Raw genomic sequence first — 15,504 nt, 5'->3', positions numbered from 1 at the left:
TATTATAAAAAAATAAAAGGAGCGTGGAGAATGCCACTCGAAGATAAAGAAACAATCATCAAGATATTTGAATCGCTGGGCGAAATCAAAGGACAGCTGGCAAACCTTGACGTAGTACGAGAAAAGGCTGACACTGCTCACGAAAAAGCGAGTACGGCCATCGGTTTATCTGGCGAGAATAAGGAAGATATTGCAGAGCTTAAAACGAAGCACGGCATCACAGCGGGAGTTGCACACGAAGCACGGGACCTGGCCAACTACAATAACAAAAAGCTGGCTGAAATATCCACAAATGTGAAATGGTTTGCAGGCTTAAGTGTCCCTGCCATCATTTCCATCGTGCTGTGGATACTCAATCAGGTATTTAGCTAAGGACATCTTGCTGAGGTGTCCTATTTAAATTGGAGGAATCAAATTGAACAATGAACAGAAACTAGCACTGGCACGGTTAATTGTACTGTTAATCACATTAGTCAACAGCGTACTCGCGCATTACGGTAAACCAATCATCAAGACAGACGAAGCGTTTGTCTATCAGGTCATCTCAGATGCGATTCTGATCGGCTCAATCGCATGGGCGTACTGGAAGAACAACAACATCACTAAGAACGCAGCAAAGGCACAGGAGTTTAAGAAGCAGCTGGATAAAGGTGAAGTGGAATTTGAAGGGCCAGAAGTTGTTACAGAGAAGTCAGAAGTTGAAGTTGATAATACGAAAGGCGGCCAGTAGGTCGTCTTTTTATATGGAGGTAGCAGATGAAAACTAATAAGGAGTTGAGCGACCGGCTCGACTGGTACATTGGCAAGTATATTGATCCAGATAAAAAGTACGGCTTTCAGTGTGCTGACGTACCGACGGATTTGCTCAAATGGGCCACTGGCATATTAATGACGGGTAACGCTCGTGACTTGATTTACAACGACTTCAAAGGCATGGCAGAAGTTATTGTCAATACGCCGGAACTTGAAATAAAAAAAGGCGACATCTTAATTTATTCGCTCGGTCGTTTTGATAACAAATATGGCCACGTCGCAATCGCATATAAAAACATCACGCTGCAATCATGTATTGTACTTGAACAGAACTGGGACGATGACGCAGACACGCCAGTGACACCACGCTTAGATTATTACGAGGGGCTTTCACACGTTATCAGAATCAAAACGACAGGAGGAAATAAGATGAAAATTATGTTAGTAAGTGGCCATGGATATCATGATCCTGGTGCAGTCGGAAACGGAACAAATGAACGTGACTTCATTCGTGAGCAGATTGTAGACCGTGTGGCCAAGTATCTCAAAATTGCAGGTCATGATGTCACTTTATACAGTAAGAGTCAGGATATGTACCAGGACACAGCTTATGGCGAGAACAGACCTGACAGAGACAAATACGGTATCTTCTGGGTCAAGAAGCAGGGCTATGATGCAGTAATTGAGTTTCATCTGGACGCGTCTGCTAATCCGGAGGTTGACGGTGGCCATGTTGTAATTGGAGCTGGTCTTGTTCCTGATAATATTGACACGGGTATTCAGGCGGCAATTGATAAGCATGTCGATGTTGTATACAGTATCAGTAAGCGTGATGATCTGGCACATCCACGAATCGCGAAAGCGATTGGTCTGAACTATCGACTTGTTGAGTTAGGATTTATTACTAATAAAGGTGATATGGATTATATGAAGCAACACGGTGAAGAGTTCTGTAAGGATATTGCGGATGCTATCAATGGGAAAGAAATCATCGTTCCTGGAGAGTTGCCACAGATTGATGAAGTGAAGACAGTAATCAAAACTGCAGCGCAGACGAAGAATCCACCTAAAACATCACCATTTCCACTTAATTTATACCGTGCAAGAAGTGAAGATGCCTACATTTCTGGACGATTAACTGCAAAATCTACAGTCTATCGTCGTAGCGGTCGTCAAGGAAAAGGCTACAACTGGAATCGCAAAGCACCGTACACCTTAAACAAAGGCGATGTTGTCTACATCTTTGAAACACACAATGGCATGGGACGTATTTATACAGGCGATTTAACGGGGAAAGGGGCAAACGATTGGGTTAAACTCGATCAGATAAAGATTGAGAAGGTCTACAAAAAGTAGTACAATAGCATTACAAATCAACACATAATCATTAAGCCGTCTATCTCTATATGAGGTAGGCGGCTTTTTTTATTTGCGGAAAAATAAATTTAAATAAAACATACGATAACTGTTTACAATCATAAACAATAGTAGTATATTATATACATAAGCAAGAGCACCACAGAAAGCAGGTATCACATGAGAAGCGAAATTCAACAGTTACTTGAATCAGATTTAACTACAAGAGAACTTTCAAGAAAATCAGGTGTTAACGTAGCAAGTATTAGTTTACTCAGAACGGGTCAAAAGGCCTTAGGAAAAATTAGTTTAGAAGTAGCAGAGAAATTATATAAAATATACGAGGAGATAGATACAATGAATAAAGTAGAACAAATTAGAGAACGATTAGAGGACACTGACAATTCTTATTACATCGAAGAGTATGCGAATTTAAATGAATTAATTGAATACTTCCAAGAAAACAATGAAGATTTTAATATTGAAGACTTAAAGGATAAATCTAGTAAAATAAAACCTGAAATTCGTCATAATGTTGCATTAGTTACTTTCGACAATCCAAATACCGATTTATTCGAATGGGCATACCTCGATAAAGATGTAGAGAGTATTGTTAACACGTTACGAAATTACTAATAACAAATAGCCACCTTACCTGGTGGCTTATTTACATAAACTTATAACAATCAACAATTATTTACATATATAATGAGTTGAAGGGGAGATGACAATGCGACTCAGCTATGATTATGAAGATTTAATACATGAGCTACATGCAGATGTTGAAGAGGGACTGGTAGATGGTAATGATGTAGTACGAGTTGAGCGTGGCAATACTATCGTTATCGGCCATAAATCCTACGCACCAGTAGTCGATTATTTTTACGACACTGACAATATCGAGCAGCTGGAGGAAGTTGATCAGGAACGCATACAGACCATCAAAGTGAATGAGCTGATGATTGAGATGTTAAAGATGAATTCTATTATATAGACGAATATCTTATAATTCGCTCAAATAGACAAACCCCACTTCATAACGAGGTGGGGTTGTTTTTTTATCTATACATACTCACGATACAATCAACGTTTAAAAATTTTCTTTCCTTTAAATAGCAGAGATACACTTCTACTTTTTTATGGACGTAATCAATTCTTTCGATAATACATTCGTATTCATTGATATATCCATCTTCAAAGTAGTGTATAGTAACGGACGATATTCGATTCACACATGAGGCTAACAGTATATCAAGTTCAGTCTGTTGATCCTCAGATAAAATTGGCTTATCAACTTTATCCTGATTCTCAATCTGCTGCTGAATATCTTTGTAGAGTGTTGGTGTAGTTGCCATTGGTTGCCATTTAATCATCCCTCTCCCTTGAGGAATATTCTTATTTAATAAGTGCTGGGGAATCTTTCGGTAATCGGTCTCATATTTAAATTCGTCTGGCAGGTCAGGATTAATCACATGCATTCAGCTCAACTCCTCGCATTTATTATAGAACGTATGTTCGTATAAATACAAGTAGAATTTAATTACAAGTGTCTTAAAAGTGTCAACGTAGTTTTATTTAGATTAGTTTATATACACAGTAAATCGATTAAAAGTAGCTATTTACCTATACATTCATTTAGTTTCTTCTTATATAAATGGACGCCGTCTCCATTACTTGTTCATCTTAACGGATGAACTTTTTTTGTTGTCAAAATGAGAGGCAATGAGTTATCGACTTAGTGAAAAAAGATTTATCAGAACCACAGCTGCCGTTAATCATCGTATGAAGTGCACCTGGTTCCCTTTGTCTGGCAGGTTATCTATCGGTAGTGAATGACAAAAATCTTTATGTGGTAGCCATTTTATATTTATTATCTCAATTCCGTTATCTCATCGCAGTACTTCATATACCATGCATTATGAAACTTAAATTTTATCCAAGCTATTCAGCACTTACATTTCCGCTTGTCATTAGTGCAACAGCCTCATATTTAACTTTAAATATCAGAGGATTATTTCCTGTGCTGACAAGTAAATTGAGATGGATAGTTGATATAGATATGTTTCATGGATGTTTTCAGAAAAATTACAGGTTGTCATTCAGCTGTTAAAAACTTAATTTTAACGTTGCTTTTTTAAGAGCTGAATACAAAGCTGTAACATCTGTTTATTTTCAGGAATAATGCTGATAGAGTTATAAGCAGCACAACTCAGGAAGGAAACGATGAAATGAAAAAAATATTAGCAGCATCAGCACTCGGTGTCGGTTTAGCAGTCTCTTCAGCAGGGGGACATAACGTACAAGCAGATGAAATTATTAAAGAAGCTGTCAAAGGTTATTCAGATGAATATGCTTCTTACTATACGAAAGATCTGCAAGGTGACTACCACCATACGAAAGATGGCAAATGGAATCAGGCAATGTTCGATAATAAAGAATGGTATTTTTATTTAACAGATAAGTATAATAAAAAACACTATTTTTACTTCCCTAAAAATGAATTGAAGGTAGTTATTCCAGACAATAACTATTCTGCACCTGCATCACATCAGGAAATTCAACAAGATGGTTATAATGTTGCAGTACCTTCTGAAAAAGTGAATACAGAAAAACTGCCAACATCTATCAATATCAATCAACAAAAAGAACAATATAATACTCAAGCACCAGTCACCAACAATGCGCCAGCACAAACACAGCAGGCGCCGGTAACAAACAATACATCAGTAAAAACACAGCAGGCGCCGGCACAAACAACCAGCAAAGCATCTACACAAAACACATCTAACGCAACAGCTTCCAGCAACTGGGTGAAGAACTATCAACAAATTCAGCCTTATGGTCAATATTACGGTGGCGGTGCTCACTACGGTGTCGATTATGCCATGAATGAAAACACGCCTGTATACTCATTAACAGATGGCACAGTGATTCAAGCTGGATGGAGTAATTATGGTGGGGGTAATCAAGTGACTATTCAAGAGAAGAACAGTGATTACTATCAGTGGTACATGCATATGAATTCATTAAATGTCAGTGCAGGTCAAACTGTATCAGCAGGTCAGCAAATTGGTTTATCAGGTAGTACCGGCAACTCTACAACACCGCATTTACACTTCCAGCGTATGGCAGGTGGTGTAGGTAATGAGTACGCTGTCAATCCTACAAATTATATTAACCAGCAATAACATTCAAGAGTCCGGAATAAAGTTCTGGACTCTTTTATTATTCGTTTACTTCTGGCGTTTCAATGGTATATATTTATAGTGAGAACGGAGGGAACGTTATGGATAAAGTGAATGTTAAGCCTAAGATTGTCGTCACACTGTCTGCAGACCAGGATCAGTGGGAAAGTCTGTATGAGAAAATTAGTGATAATGAGCTGTATATTGATATCATTGAATATCGAGCAGATTTATGCGGTGGGGAGAAAGCAGCCGATTATATTGAAGATATCAAAGCACTGAAAGAGAAGTTCAGCGATCTGCCGATTATTTTTACTTACCGCACGCACGGTCAGGGCGGTAAAGGAATGAAAGAGCCGAATGAGTACTATAAATTGAATAAAGAAATCATTTCAGAGCAATGCACAGATATAATTGATATTGAATTACTGCTTTACGAAGATTTGCGTAATGAATTAATTCAACTTGCTAAAGAGAAAGGGATTCAAGTACTCGTCTCACATCATGAGATGGAACATACGCCAAGTCTGAAAGAACTTAAAGCACTTTATCAGCATATGCAGCAGCTTGATATCGATTATAGTAAGGTGGCTGTTATGCCGGAGGAAGGGCGCGATGTGCTCAAACTTCTGACGGCTGTATATGAAACGAAGCAGGATTCTCACCATCATATCGTAGGTATTGCGATGGGAGAACAAGGTAAATTAAGTCGAATAGCAGGCGGGGCATTCGGTTCTGCTCTGACGTATGGTCATATCGGCGAGGAAGCGACACCCGGTCAGCTCCATGTTCAGCAACTTAAATCACTGATGGAGATTTACCAATAACAATTTACAGAAGATTAAACCTTCCCTATAATTGATAATAGCTATCAATTGGGAGGGTTTTACTGATGTCTTTTAAAGAACTTGTTAAGAATAGAAGAAGTATCAAAAAATATGAAACAGATAGTCATGTGGATGATGAAGCAGTTAAAGAAGCAATTGAACTTGCTGCTTATGCACCTAATCACGGTATGCGTGAACCATGGCGCGTTATATGGGTAAAAAAAGATAGAATTGCTGAATATGCAGCTCTATTTGGAGAACATAGCTTTAAAAATGATGCCGACAAACGCCAGAAGCATATCGATACAGTATCTAAACTTGGCGGTATCCTGATTATTGCCGGACCTATTGATAGAAGGCAGAAACAGCATCTTGAAGATGTATTAGCGGTCGGCGGCTACATGCAGACACTGTCACTGGCTCTTTTTGATATGGGAATCGGAAGCTGTATCAAGTCGCCTGGATCAATGTTTGATCCAGGACTGAATGAAGCACTTAATATTAAGGATAATGAAAGTATCCATGGTTTTGTATACTTGACTGATTTACCAGATGATATCGAAGATAAACCACGGAAGAATCTCAATCTTCTTACTGAATTTTAATATATAAAAGCCGGATCACTTCAATGTGGCCCGGCTTTTATATTGAATTTATTTACTAATATGATCTACAAGAAATGCTTTTACTTCTTCAGGCGTTTTGGCGTTGGCTGAATGAAGGTGACCTTGTTTTTCGCCATTCTTGAATATCAGAAGGCTTGGGATACCCATTACATCATTTTCTGCTGCAGCTTCAGGCACTTGGTCACGATTGATTTTATACCATGTAATATCATGATATTCATCGACAATCGGGTCAACCCAGTTGTCCATTCGTGAACAGTCTGGACACCAGTCCGCAAAAAACTTAACGATTACTTGCTCATCCCGGTTAATAATCTCTTCAAATTCAGCATATTGACTTATTGTTCTCATTAGTCAGACTCCTTTTTGTATTTATATTTATTATATACCATCATATGAATAAAAATAAACGAAGAGACTTATCTATCCATTTGTCGTATTGTCAAAATATTGGTACTATTGATTTATATCAGGTGTGGAGGTTAAATATGCTTAAATTTTATCAGTTACCTAATTGTTCGACATGCAGAAAAGCAGCACAATTTCTGACAGAGCACGGCGTAAGCTTCGAGCCGATTAATATTGTTGAATTAACACCAACAGCTAATGAATTCAAAAACATAATTGATGCGACAGGTGTTGATGTTGATCGATTATTTAATCGTCAAGGTGCAAAGTTTCGCGAGCTTAATTTAAAGGAAAAAATGGAAGCGTTATCAACAGATGAGAAGACTGAGCTTCTAGCGTCTGATGGTATGCTTGTAAAAAGACCGATCGCTATTAGTGGAAAGAAAATAACATTAGGTTTCAAGGAAGATGAGTATCGTAATACCTGGTTATAAAAAAAGTTGAATAACCTGTCATGCTATGTCATTATTAAGATGTAATTACTATTTAGGAGGGGATTTTTGTGGCAACACTTGAAGGCTTAAAATATTCTAAAGATCATGAATGGGTAAAAACTGAAGGTAACGTAAAAACGATTGGTATCACTGATTTTGCACAATCAGAACTTGGGGACATCGTATTCGTTGAGCTTCCAGAAGTAGGCGATGACATTACTGTAGGTCAACCTTTCGGTAGCGTTGAATCAGTTAAAACTGTTTCAGAATTATATGCACCACTTAGCGGTAAAGTTGTTGAAGTAAACAGTGAACTTGAAGACAGCCCTGAATTCGTTAACGAATCTCCATACGAAAATGCATGGATGGTTAAAGTCGAAACTGAAAACGACGATGAGTTAAATGAATTATTAGACAAAGCTCAATATGATGAAATGATCAACGCTTAAATGCTATAATTTCCTTGATAATTTATTATCAAGGATTTTTTTATGACTGCATATGAAAAGGTGATGAGATGTCTGTAATCAATAAAGTCATTGTTGTTGAAGGCAAGTCTGACAAAGTGAAGTTACAACAAGTATTATCTGAACCTGTACATATTATCTGCACAAATGGCACGATGGGTATCGATAAAATGGATGCAATGCTGGATGAACTCATCGGACAGAATGTTTATATCATGACTGATGCAGATAAGGCCGGCAAAAAAATACGCAGCTGGTTTAAGCGCCATTTAAGTGAATGCACACATATTTATATTGATCCGACTTATAGTGAAGTAGGACGCTGCCCCCTGGATTATCTGTCTAAAAAATTAATGAAACATGAGTTTGAAGTGAAGGGTTTGAAAAATGAGGATGAAAGTCAGCGATTATTTACCTTCAGTCCCGTCTGGTGATTATCTTATATTCGGTTATACGCCCCTTTGCGGTACTTGCAAGGTAGCAGAACGGATGGTCGATATTTTACCCGCTCTGACAAAGCTTGAGGTCAAAAAGGTAGATCTGAATTACACAGAAGATTTCACGCAAGCTTATCAGTTGATGAGTGTGCCTGTATTATTGATTGTTCATAATGATGAAGTGGCTGATATTATATACAAATTTGAGTCGGTAACGAATATTTATGAAATTATTCAGAAAGTATTGACGATTCAGTTGATGTAGTCTATTATGAAAAACAGTTGAATATAACTCTTATCAAGAGAGGTGGAGGGATGTGCCCTATGAAGCCCGGCAACCGTCGTATGACATGGTGCCAATTCACATAAAGCTCAGGCTTTAGAAGATGAGAGACGATGATAGATATGCGTCTTTCTCATTTTTGTGGGAAAGACGCTTTATTCGTTTAAAGGAGGTATGTAAGTGATTACATTAAATGAGGTGGTCAAGCAGTTTACCACTAAAAAAGGTTCATTGACTGCCGTTGATCACGTTAATATGACTATCAACGAAGGGGAGATATTTGGTGTGATCGGATTTTCCGGTGCAGGTAAAAGTACGCTCATCCGTATGTTCAATGGTCTGGAAAAACCCACTTCAGGTGATGTTGTAGTCGGTGGAGATAACATCGCTCAATTAAGTCCTGGGGATTTAAGAAAGAAGCGTCAGAAAATCGGTATGATTTTTCAGCACTTCAATTTATTGTGGTCTCGTACAGTTTTTGATAATATTGCGTTTCCTCTTGAGATTGCTGGTGTTGCTAAAGCAGACCGTACGGCACGAGTTAACGAATTGATTCGTATGGTGGGTCTTGAAGGCAGAGAAAATGCTTATCCTTCACAATTATCTGGTGGACAGAAGCAGCGTGTCGGTATAGCCCGTGCCCTTGCCAATAACCCGACGGTATTGTTATGTGATGAAGCTACCAGCGCACTGGATCCACAGACAACAGATGAAATTCTTGATCTGCTGGTCAATATCAATAAAGAATTGAAGCTGACGATTATTCTGATCACACATGAAATGCAAGTGATCCGTAAAATCTGTCATCAAGTAGCGGTGATGGAGAACGGTCGCGTCGTAGAACAAGGTCCCGTAATGCACGTCTTTGAAAATCCTCAGTCATCTGTAACGCAGCGTTTCGTGAAGGATGATCTGAAGGATTCAGAGCTTGAAACGTCGATGAATGAGATTATGGAGCATTATCCGACAGGCACTATTTTAAGACTTAAATTTGTAGGCTCGACATCCGGTCAGCCTATTATCAGTAAAATGATCCGTAAGTATAATCTGGATGCCAATGTACTGGCAGGTAATATTAAACATACACAGAATGGTTCATTCGGTCATTTAATTGTTCATGTCCCGACTCTCGAAGGACATAATGAAATGTTCAAGGAATTAAGTGAACATGGTGTACAAGCGGAGGTGGAACGACATGGATAATACAATGATGGATACTATTCGCGAGATGTTCAGTTTTAAGAATGTCGTGTGGCTGGATGTCTGGGTGGCCATCTATGAGACACTTTATATGACTATTATTTCAGCACTGTTTACATTTATATTCGGTCTGATTATTGGTACGGCTCTCTTCCTGGCATCAAGAAGTAAGGCGCCGGGCGCTAAAGTGCTCTACAATATTATGGCATTTTTTGTGAACTTATTCCGTGCAATCCCGTTTATCATTCTGATTCTTCTCCTCATTCCATTCACTAATGTTTTAATGGGAACAATCAGTGGAGTGAAAGGTGCACTGCCTGCCTTGATTATCGGAGCTGCACCGTTCTATGCGAGACTTGTAGAAATCGGTATGAAAGAAATTGATAAAGGGGTTATTGAAGCAGCAGAGGCAATGGGTGCCAGCAAATGGACACTGATTTCTAAAGTACTGCTGAGAGAATCTATGCCTGCCTTGATTTCTGGTATTACTGTCACGACAATCTCACTTGTCGGTGCAACTGCCATTGCAGGTGTTATTGGTGCCGGTGGTTTAGGTAACCTTGCTTACTTAGTAGGATTTACCCGTAGTCAGAACGATGTCATTCTCGTTTCAACTATATTTATTCTGATTATCGTCTTTGCGATTCAGTTTATCGGTGACTTCCTTGCGAAGCGTACAGATAAAAGATAAAAATAAAATTATAAGGAGAAATAAAATGAAGAAAATTTTAGTACTTGCACTTACAATTCTGCTTTCAGTCGTTTTAACAGCTTGTGGATCTGATTCAAAAGACAGTAAAAAAGAAGATAAAACCATTACAGTAGGTGCATCACCAACGCCTCATGCTGAGTTACTTGAACAAGTGAAACCTGTTTTAGAAAAAGAAGGTTACAAATTAAATATTAAAATCATCAATGACTATACGACTCCTAACCGTCTACTTAACGACGGTGAAATCGATGCAAACTTCTTCCAGCATACGCCTTACTTAGATACTGAGAAAAAAGAAAAAGGCTATAAAATTGAGTCAGCTGGTAACGTACACATCGAACCAATGGCTGTATACTCAAAAAAATATAAATCATTAGAAGAATTACCGAATGGTGCAGAAGTATTTATTTCTAACAATCCAGCAGAAGAGGGACGTTTCCTTTCATTCTTCACAAAAGCAGGTCTCATCAAATTAAAAGAAGGTACAGATCCGATTAAAGCGACGTTCAAAGACATCGCTGAAAATAAGAAAGACATCAAATTCAATAACAAGCAAGCGGCAGAATTTTTAGCGAAAACATATCAAAATGGTGAAGGCGATGCAGTGATTCTGAACGCCAACGTTGCATTAGCAAATAAAATCAATCCAGTAAATGATTCTATCGTACTGGAAGATAAAGAATCACCTTATGCAAACCTGATTGCTGTTCAAGAAGGACATAAGGATGATGCAAAAATTAAAGCGCTTGTAAAAGCATTGCAGTCTGATGATATGAAAAAATATATTGATGATCATTATAAAGGTGCAGTCGTACCAGCAGAATAATTGAGCAAAACAGGGTTCTCCTCTGGTGAGAATCCTGTTTTTTTGTCCAATTTTAATGACAGAATGAGATTAATAGAAACACATGTATTCATAATCATTCTCAACTAGGTTATAATAGAAACTGTAATTTATATTAAGGTCTTTGACCTCACTTTAAAGTTATTATAAACTAGTTAAGTATATCAATTGATTAATATATCTGGAGGGAACACTTATGGCATCAGTATTAGAGATTAAAGATTTACACGTTTCAATCGAAGGCAAGGAAATTTTAAAAGGTGTCAACTTAACAATCAAGCAAGGTGAAATCCATGCGATCATGGGACCGAATGGTACAGGTAAATCAACATTATCATCCGCAATTATGGGACACCCTAAATATGAAGTGACACAAGGTGAAGTTTTACTTGACGGTGAAAATGTGCTTGAAATGGAAGTAGACGAGCGCGCTCAAGCGGGTCTATTCCTTGCGATGCAATACCCATCTGAAATCTCAGGCGTAACTAATGCTGATTTCTTACGTTCAGCAATCAATTCACGTCGTGAAGAAGGTCAGGAAATCAACCTGATGCAATTTATCAAGAAAATGGATAAGCAAATGGATTTCCTTGAAATGGATCCTGATATGGCAACTCGTTATTTAAACGAAGGTTTCTCAGGCGGGGAGAAAAAACGTAATGAAATTCTTCAATTAATGATGCTTGAACCTAAATTCGCTATTTTAGATGAAATTGACTCAGGGCTTGATATCGATGCACTTAAAGTGGTTTCTAAAGGCATCAACGAAATGCGCGGCGAAAACTTCGGTTGCTTAATCATCACTCACTATCAGCGTCTTCTTAACTACATCACACCTGACCATGTTCATGTTATGATGCAGGGTCGTGTTGTGAAATCTGGTGGCGAAGAGTTAGCTCAGCGTCTTGAAGCTGAAGGTTATGACTGGATTAAACAAGAATTAGACATTCAGGACGAAGCGGCTGAATAATCTTTTATAGGAGGAACTGAAATGAGTGACATCAACTTGGAACAAGTGAAACAATTCTCAGAACAAAAAAATGAACCCTCATGGATGACGGCCATTCGTGAGGATGCATTCAATCGCTTAGAGACGATTGATATGCCAAAACCTGATAAAACAAGACTGGATCGCTGGAATTTTGATGTGAAGTATCATGCAGCAGACAGTGAAACTTACACATCAACTGATGAGTTACCTGAAGAGGTAAAATCAATCATCGATGTTGAAGCGGTTGAGAATCTATATATTCAACATAATAATACACCTGCTTATATGAAAGTAGACGAGAAGTTAGTGGAGCAAGGTGTTATTATTAAAGATATTCATACAGCTATTGCTGAACATAGCGAGCTTGTACAGAAATACTTTATGACTGAAGCGGTAAAAGTCGACGAGCATCGTCTGACAGCTCTTCACGCAGCCCTTTTAAACGGTGGATTATTCATCTACATACCTAAAAATGTGGTGATTGAATCACCTATCCAGATGGTGGTACTGCATGATGATAAAGAGGCGAACATCTTCAATCATTTACTCATTGTTGCGGATACAGGCTCAGAAGTGACATATGTTGAGAACTATTTATCAACAGTGGAAGAGGCGGCTGGGCAGCTGAACCTTATCTCAGAAGTCATCGCAAATGATAACGCGAAAATCACTTACGGTACAGTGGACTTCCTGGCAAAAGGTTTAGTGGGCCATGTAATCCGTCGTGGTATTGCACATCAGGATGCAACGATTGACTGGTCACTCGGACTGATGAATGATGGAGATACTATCAATGATAATACGACTTACTTGATGGGTGATAATTCAACAAGTAACTTGAAAACAGTCGTTGTCGGTCGTGGTGAACAGAAACTGAATTTCACAACGCAGATCATCCAGTATGGTAAAAATTCTGTCGGTCACATCTTGAAGCATGGTGTGATGAAAGATGCTGCATCATCAATTTTTAATGGTATCGGATATATCAAGCATGGCGCGACTAAAGCGGATGCTCAGCAGGAATCACGTGTACTGATGTTATCAGAGAAATCACGTGGCGATGCGAACCCGATTCTCTTAATCGATGAAGATGATGTTACAGCAGGTCACGCAGCATCAGCTGGACGCGTAGATCCAATGCAGCTCTTCTATTTAATGAGTCGTGGTATCTCTAAACGTGAAGCAGAACGTCTTGTCATCCATGGCTTCCTGGCACCTGTTGTCAATGAACTACCGATTGAAGCGGTTCGTCGTCAGCTGACAGACGTTATTGAGCAGAAAGTAGCGATTAAATAACAGAAAGGTCCTGATCTTATGGCACCATTCGATATTAATAAAGTAAAAGCAGATTTTCCTATTTTGAATGAGCAGGTAAATGGGCAGTCGCTCGTTTATCTCGACTCTTCTGCAACGAGTCAGAAACCCAAACAGGTCATTGATAGAATCAATCAGTACTATGAACATGAAAATGCGAACGTCCACCGCGGTGTCCATACACTTGGCACACGTGCAACAGATGGTTACGAAGGTGCACGTGAAGCGGTTAGATGTTTTATCAATGCACAGTATTTTGAAGAAATCATCTTTACTCGCGGCACAACAACAGCACTTAACACGGTAGCACATAGCTATGGCGACATGGTGGTTAACGAAGGTGATGAAATTGTGATCACTGAAATGGAACACCATGCCAATCTTGTACCGTGGCAGCAACTTGCTAAACGCCGTAAAGCCGTGCTTAAATATATACCGCTTCAACCTGATGGCACCCTTGATATGAAAGACGTTGAGGAGACGATTACGGACAAGACGAAGATTGTCTCTGTATCTCATGTCTCTAATGTACTCGGCACCATCAATGATATTAAGTCCATTGCAGCTATTGCCCATGCAAAAGGTGCTGTAATGGTCTCTGATGGTGCACAGGCTGTTCCACATATGAAAGTGGACGTACAGGATCTTGATGTTGACTTCTATGCATTCAGTGGACATAAAATGGTAGGGCCGACAGGTATCGGTGTGTTGTATGGCCGTAAAACATTGCTGAATAAAATGGAACCGATTGAATACGGCGGCGATATGATTGACTTCGTTGGATTACAGGATTCAACATGGACAGAGCTGCCGACAAAATTTGAGGCGGGCACACCCCTCATTGCAGAAGCGATTGGTCTACACGCTGCGATTGATTATCTTGAATCAATCGGACTTGATGAAGTGCTGAACTATGAACATGAGCTGACATCTTATGCTTATGAGAAAATGTCTGACATAGAAGGTCTTGAAATCTATGGTCCAGGTCCAGATAAACGTGCCGGACTGATCACATTCAATCTTGAAGGTGTTCATCCACACGATCTGGCGACAGCACTTGATTCAGACGGTATTGCAATTCGTGCCGGTCATCACTGTGCACAACCACTGATGAAATGGTTGAACCAGTCTTCAACAGCTCGTGCCAGCTTCTATATCTACAATACAAAAGAAGAGATTGATATCCTGGTCGACAGTTTGAAGAAGACAAAGGAGTTTTTCAGTTATGAGTTTTAATAATTTAGATCAACTTTATCGTTCAGTCATCATGGATCATTATAAAAATCCTCGTAATAAAGGGGTCATTGAAGATGGATCATTGACCATTGATATGAATAATCCGACATGTGGGGATCGCATCCGTCTGACACTTGATCTTGAAGGTGAAATTGTTAAAGATGCAAAATTTGAAGGTGAAGGCTGTTCTATTTCAATGTCCAGCGCCTCAATGATGACTGAAGCGATTAAAGGTCATACGATTAAAGAAGCCCTTGAAATGGGTGAGGAATTCAGCCAGATGATGCTTGGCAATGACTATGAAATTACTGAGGATATGGGTGACATCGAAGCATTATCTGGTGTCTCTAAATTCCCGGCTCGTATTAAATGCGCAACTCTTGCCTGGAAAGCACTAGAAAAAGGAACAAAAGAAGAAGAATAAGGAGTGA

General features: G+C 39.0%; 21 protein-coding genes and 1 riboswitch. Of the genes, 19 read left to right on the top strand and 2 right to left on the bottom strand.

Translation table 11 applies throughout. The features are described 5' to 3' along the window. Window positions 1-30 precede the first annotated feature (30 nt). The 5 genes from ERX37_RS05440 (at window position 31) to ERX37_RS05420 (ending at window position 3,103) form a co-directional block, all read left to right on the top strand. The gene (locus tag ERX37_RS05440; RefSeq protein ID WP_133429623.1) at window positions 31-372 is read left to right on the top strand and encodes a hypothetical protein; all 342 of its coding nucleotides are present in this window, start codon (window positions 31-33) and stop codon (window positions 370-372) included. A 43-nt stretch (window positions 373-415) separates the two neighbouring features. After that, a complete protein-coding gene (locus ERX37_RS05435) occupies window positions 416-730 on the top strand; it encodes a phage holin (protein WP_229713091.1) in 315 nt (104 codons plus the stop codon). Between the two features lie 26 nt (window positions 731-756). Beyond that, window positions 757-2,109, top strand: a complete 1,353-nt coding sequence (locus ERX37_RS05430) for an N-acetylmuramoyl-L-alanine amidase (protein ID WP_133429621.1) — start codon at window positions 757-759, stop codon at window positions 2,107-2,109. A gap of 180 nt (window positions 2,110-2,289) precedes the next feature. Further along, on the top strand, window positions 2,290-2,745 hold the full coding sequence (locus ERX37_RS05425) for a hypothetical protein (RefSeq protein ID WP_133429620.1): 456 nt from the start codon (window positions 2,290-2,292) through the stop codon (window positions 2,743-2,745). Window positions 2,746-2,839: 94 nt separating this feature from the next. Beyond that, window positions 2,840-3,103, top strand: a complete 264-nt coding sequence (locus tag ERX37_RS05420) for a hypothetical protein (protein WP_133429619.1) — start codon at window positions 2,840-2,842, stop codon at window positions 3,101-3,103. 64 nt (window positions 3,104-3,167) lie between these two features. Here the strand turns inward: ERX37_RS05420 and ERX37_RS05415 are convergent, their stop codons facing one another. Next, window positions 3,168-3,587, bottom strand: coding sequence for a YolD-like family protein (locus ERX37_RS05415; protein WP_133429618.1), 420 nt, complete (start codon window positions 3,585-3,587; stop codon window positions 3,168-3,170). 750 nt (window positions 3,588-4,337) lie between these two features. Here ERX37_RS05415 and ERX37_RS05410 point away from each other — a divergent pair. The 3 genes from ERX37_RS05410 (at window position 4,338) to ERX37_RS05400 (ending at window position 6,726) form a co-directional block, all read left to right on the top strand. Further along, complete coding sequence (locus ERX37_RS05410; RefSeq protein ID WP_133429617.1) at window positions 4,338-5,297, top strand: M23 family metallopeptidase; 960 nt, start codon at window positions 4,338-4,340, stop codon at window positions 5,295-5,297. A 98-nt stretch (window positions 5,298-5,395) separates the two neighbouring features. Then, entirely contained in the window at window positions 5,396-6,121 is a 726-nt protein-coding gene (aroD, locus tag ERX37_RS05405) for a type I 3-dehydroquinate dehydratase (RefSeq protein WP_165981971.1), read from the top strand. Window positions 6,122-6,186: 65 nt separating this feature from the next. After that, window positions 6,187-6,726, top strand: a complete 540-nt coding sequence (locus ERX37_RS05400) for a nitroreductase family protein (protein WP_133429615.1) — start codon at window positions 6,187-6,189, stop codon at window positions 6,724-6,726. Window positions 6,727-6,774: 48 nt separating this feature from the next. Here ERX37_RS05400 and ERX37_RS05395 read toward each other — a convergent pair whose 3' ends face one another. Continuing rightward, window positions 6,775-7,098, bottom strand: coding sequence for a thioredoxin family protein (locus tag ERX37_RS05395; protein ID WP_133429614.1), 324 nt, complete (start codon window positions 7,096-7,098; stop codon window positions 6,775-6,777). Between the two features lie 137 nt (window positions 7,099-7,235). Between ERX37_RS05395 and ERX37_RS05390 the strand changes: the two genes are divergently transcribed. The 11 genes from ERX37_RS05390 to sufU all read left to right on the top strand — a co-directional run bounded on the left by ERX37_RS05390 (window position 7,236) and on the right by sufU (window position 15,497). Beyond that, window positions 7,236-7,589, top strand: a complete 354-nt coding sequence (locus ERX37_RS05390; RefSeq protein ID WP_133429613.1) for an arsenate reductase family protein — start codon at window positions 7,236-7,238, stop codon at window positions 7,587-7,589. Between the two features lie 68 nt (window positions 7,590-7,657). Beyond that, window positions 7,658-8,038, top strand: coding sequence for a glycine cleavage system protein GcvH (gene gcvH / locus ERX37_RS05385; RefSeq protein WP_133429612.1), 381 nt, complete (start codon window positions 7,658-7,660; stop codon window positions 8,036-8,038). 68 nt (window positions 8,039-8,106) lie between these two features. Beyond that, entirely contained in the window at window positions 8,107-8,490 is a 384-nt protein-coding gene (locus ERX37_RS05380) for a toprim domain-containing protein (RefSeq protein WP_133429611.1), read from the top strand. Then, window positions 8,450-8,758 (top strand): thioredoxin family protein, encoded by a 309-nt coding sequence (locus ERX37_RS05375; protein WP_229713089.1) that lies wholly within the window; start codon window positions 8,450-8,452, stop codon window positions 8,756-8,758. The genes ERX37_RS05380 and ERX37_RS05375 overlap by 41 nt, the downstream gene beginning before the upstream one ends. Before the next feature lie 27 nt (window positions 8,759-8,785). Beyond that, window positions 8,786-8,886: riboswitch (SAM riboswitch) on the top strand. Window positions 8,887-8,956: 70 nt separating this feature from the next. Beyond that, the gene (locus ERX37_RS05370) at window positions 8,957-9,979 is read left to right on the top strand and encodes a methionine ABC transporter ATP-binding protein (RefSeq protein ID WP_133429609.1); all 1,023 of its coding nucleotides are present in this window, start codon (window positions 8,957-8,959) and stop codon (window positions 9,977-9,979) included. Next, on the top strand, window positions 9,972-10,667 hold the full coding sequence (locus ERX37_RS05365) for a methionine ABC transporter permease (protein WP_133429608.1): 696 nt from the start codon (window positions 9,972-9,974) through the stop codon (window positions 10,665-10,667). The genes ERX37_RS05370 and ERX37_RS05365 overlap by 8 nt, the downstream gene beginning before the upstream one ends. A gap of 25 nt (window positions 10,668-10,692) precedes the next feature. Next, the gene (locus tag ERX37_RS05360; RefSeq protein ID WP_133429607.1) at window positions 10,693-11,514 is read left to right on the top strand and encodes a MetQ/NlpA family ABC transporter substrate-binding protein; all 822 of its coding nucleotides are present in this window, start codon (window positions 10,693-10,695) and stop codon (window positions 11,512-11,514) included. Between the two features lie 214 nt (window positions 11,515-11,728). After that, on the top strand, window positions 11,729-12,502 hold the full coding sequence (sufC, locus tag ERX37_RS05355; protein ID WP_133429606.1) for a Fe-S cluster assembly ATPase SufC: 774 nt from the start codon (window positions 11,729-11,731) through the stop codon (window positions 12,500-12,502). Window positions 12,503-12,523: 21 nt separating this feature from the next. Further along, complete coding sequence (gene sufD / locus ERX37_RS05350; protein WP_133429605.1) at window positions 12,524-13,819, top strand: Fe-S cluster assembly protein SufD; 1,296 nt, start codon at window positions 12,524-12,526, stop codon at window positions 13,817-13,819. An 18-nt stretch (window positions 13,820-13,837) separates the two neighbouring features. Then, window positions 13,838-15,073 (top strand): cysteine desulfurase, encoded by a 1,236-nt coding sequence (locus ERX37_RS05345; protein ID WP_133429604.1) that lies wholly within the window; start codon window positions 13,838-13,840, stop codon window positions 15,071-15,073. Beyond that, window positions 15,063-15,497 carry a Fe-S cluster assembly sulfur transfer protein SufU gene (sufU, locus tag ERX37_RS05340; RefSeq protein WP_133429603.1) on the top strand — a complete coding sequence of 145 codons (435 nt, stop codon included), beginning with the start codon at window positions 15,063-15,065 and terminating at the stop codon, window positions 15,495-15,497. Before ERX37_RS05345 ends, sufU begins: the two co-directional genes overlap by 11 nt. Window positions 15,498-15,504: the final 7 nt, after the last annotated feature.

Origin of the sequence: Macrococcus hajekii (genome assembly GCF_004359505.1) — a bacterium.
Taxonomy (GTDB): domain Bacteria; phylum Bacillota; class Bacilli; order Staphylococcales; family Staphylococcaceae; genus Macrococcus; species Macrococcus hajekii.
The sequence above is the reverse complement of the archived record's forward strand: the minus strand, read 5'-3'. Positions and strand labels throughout refer to the sequence as shown.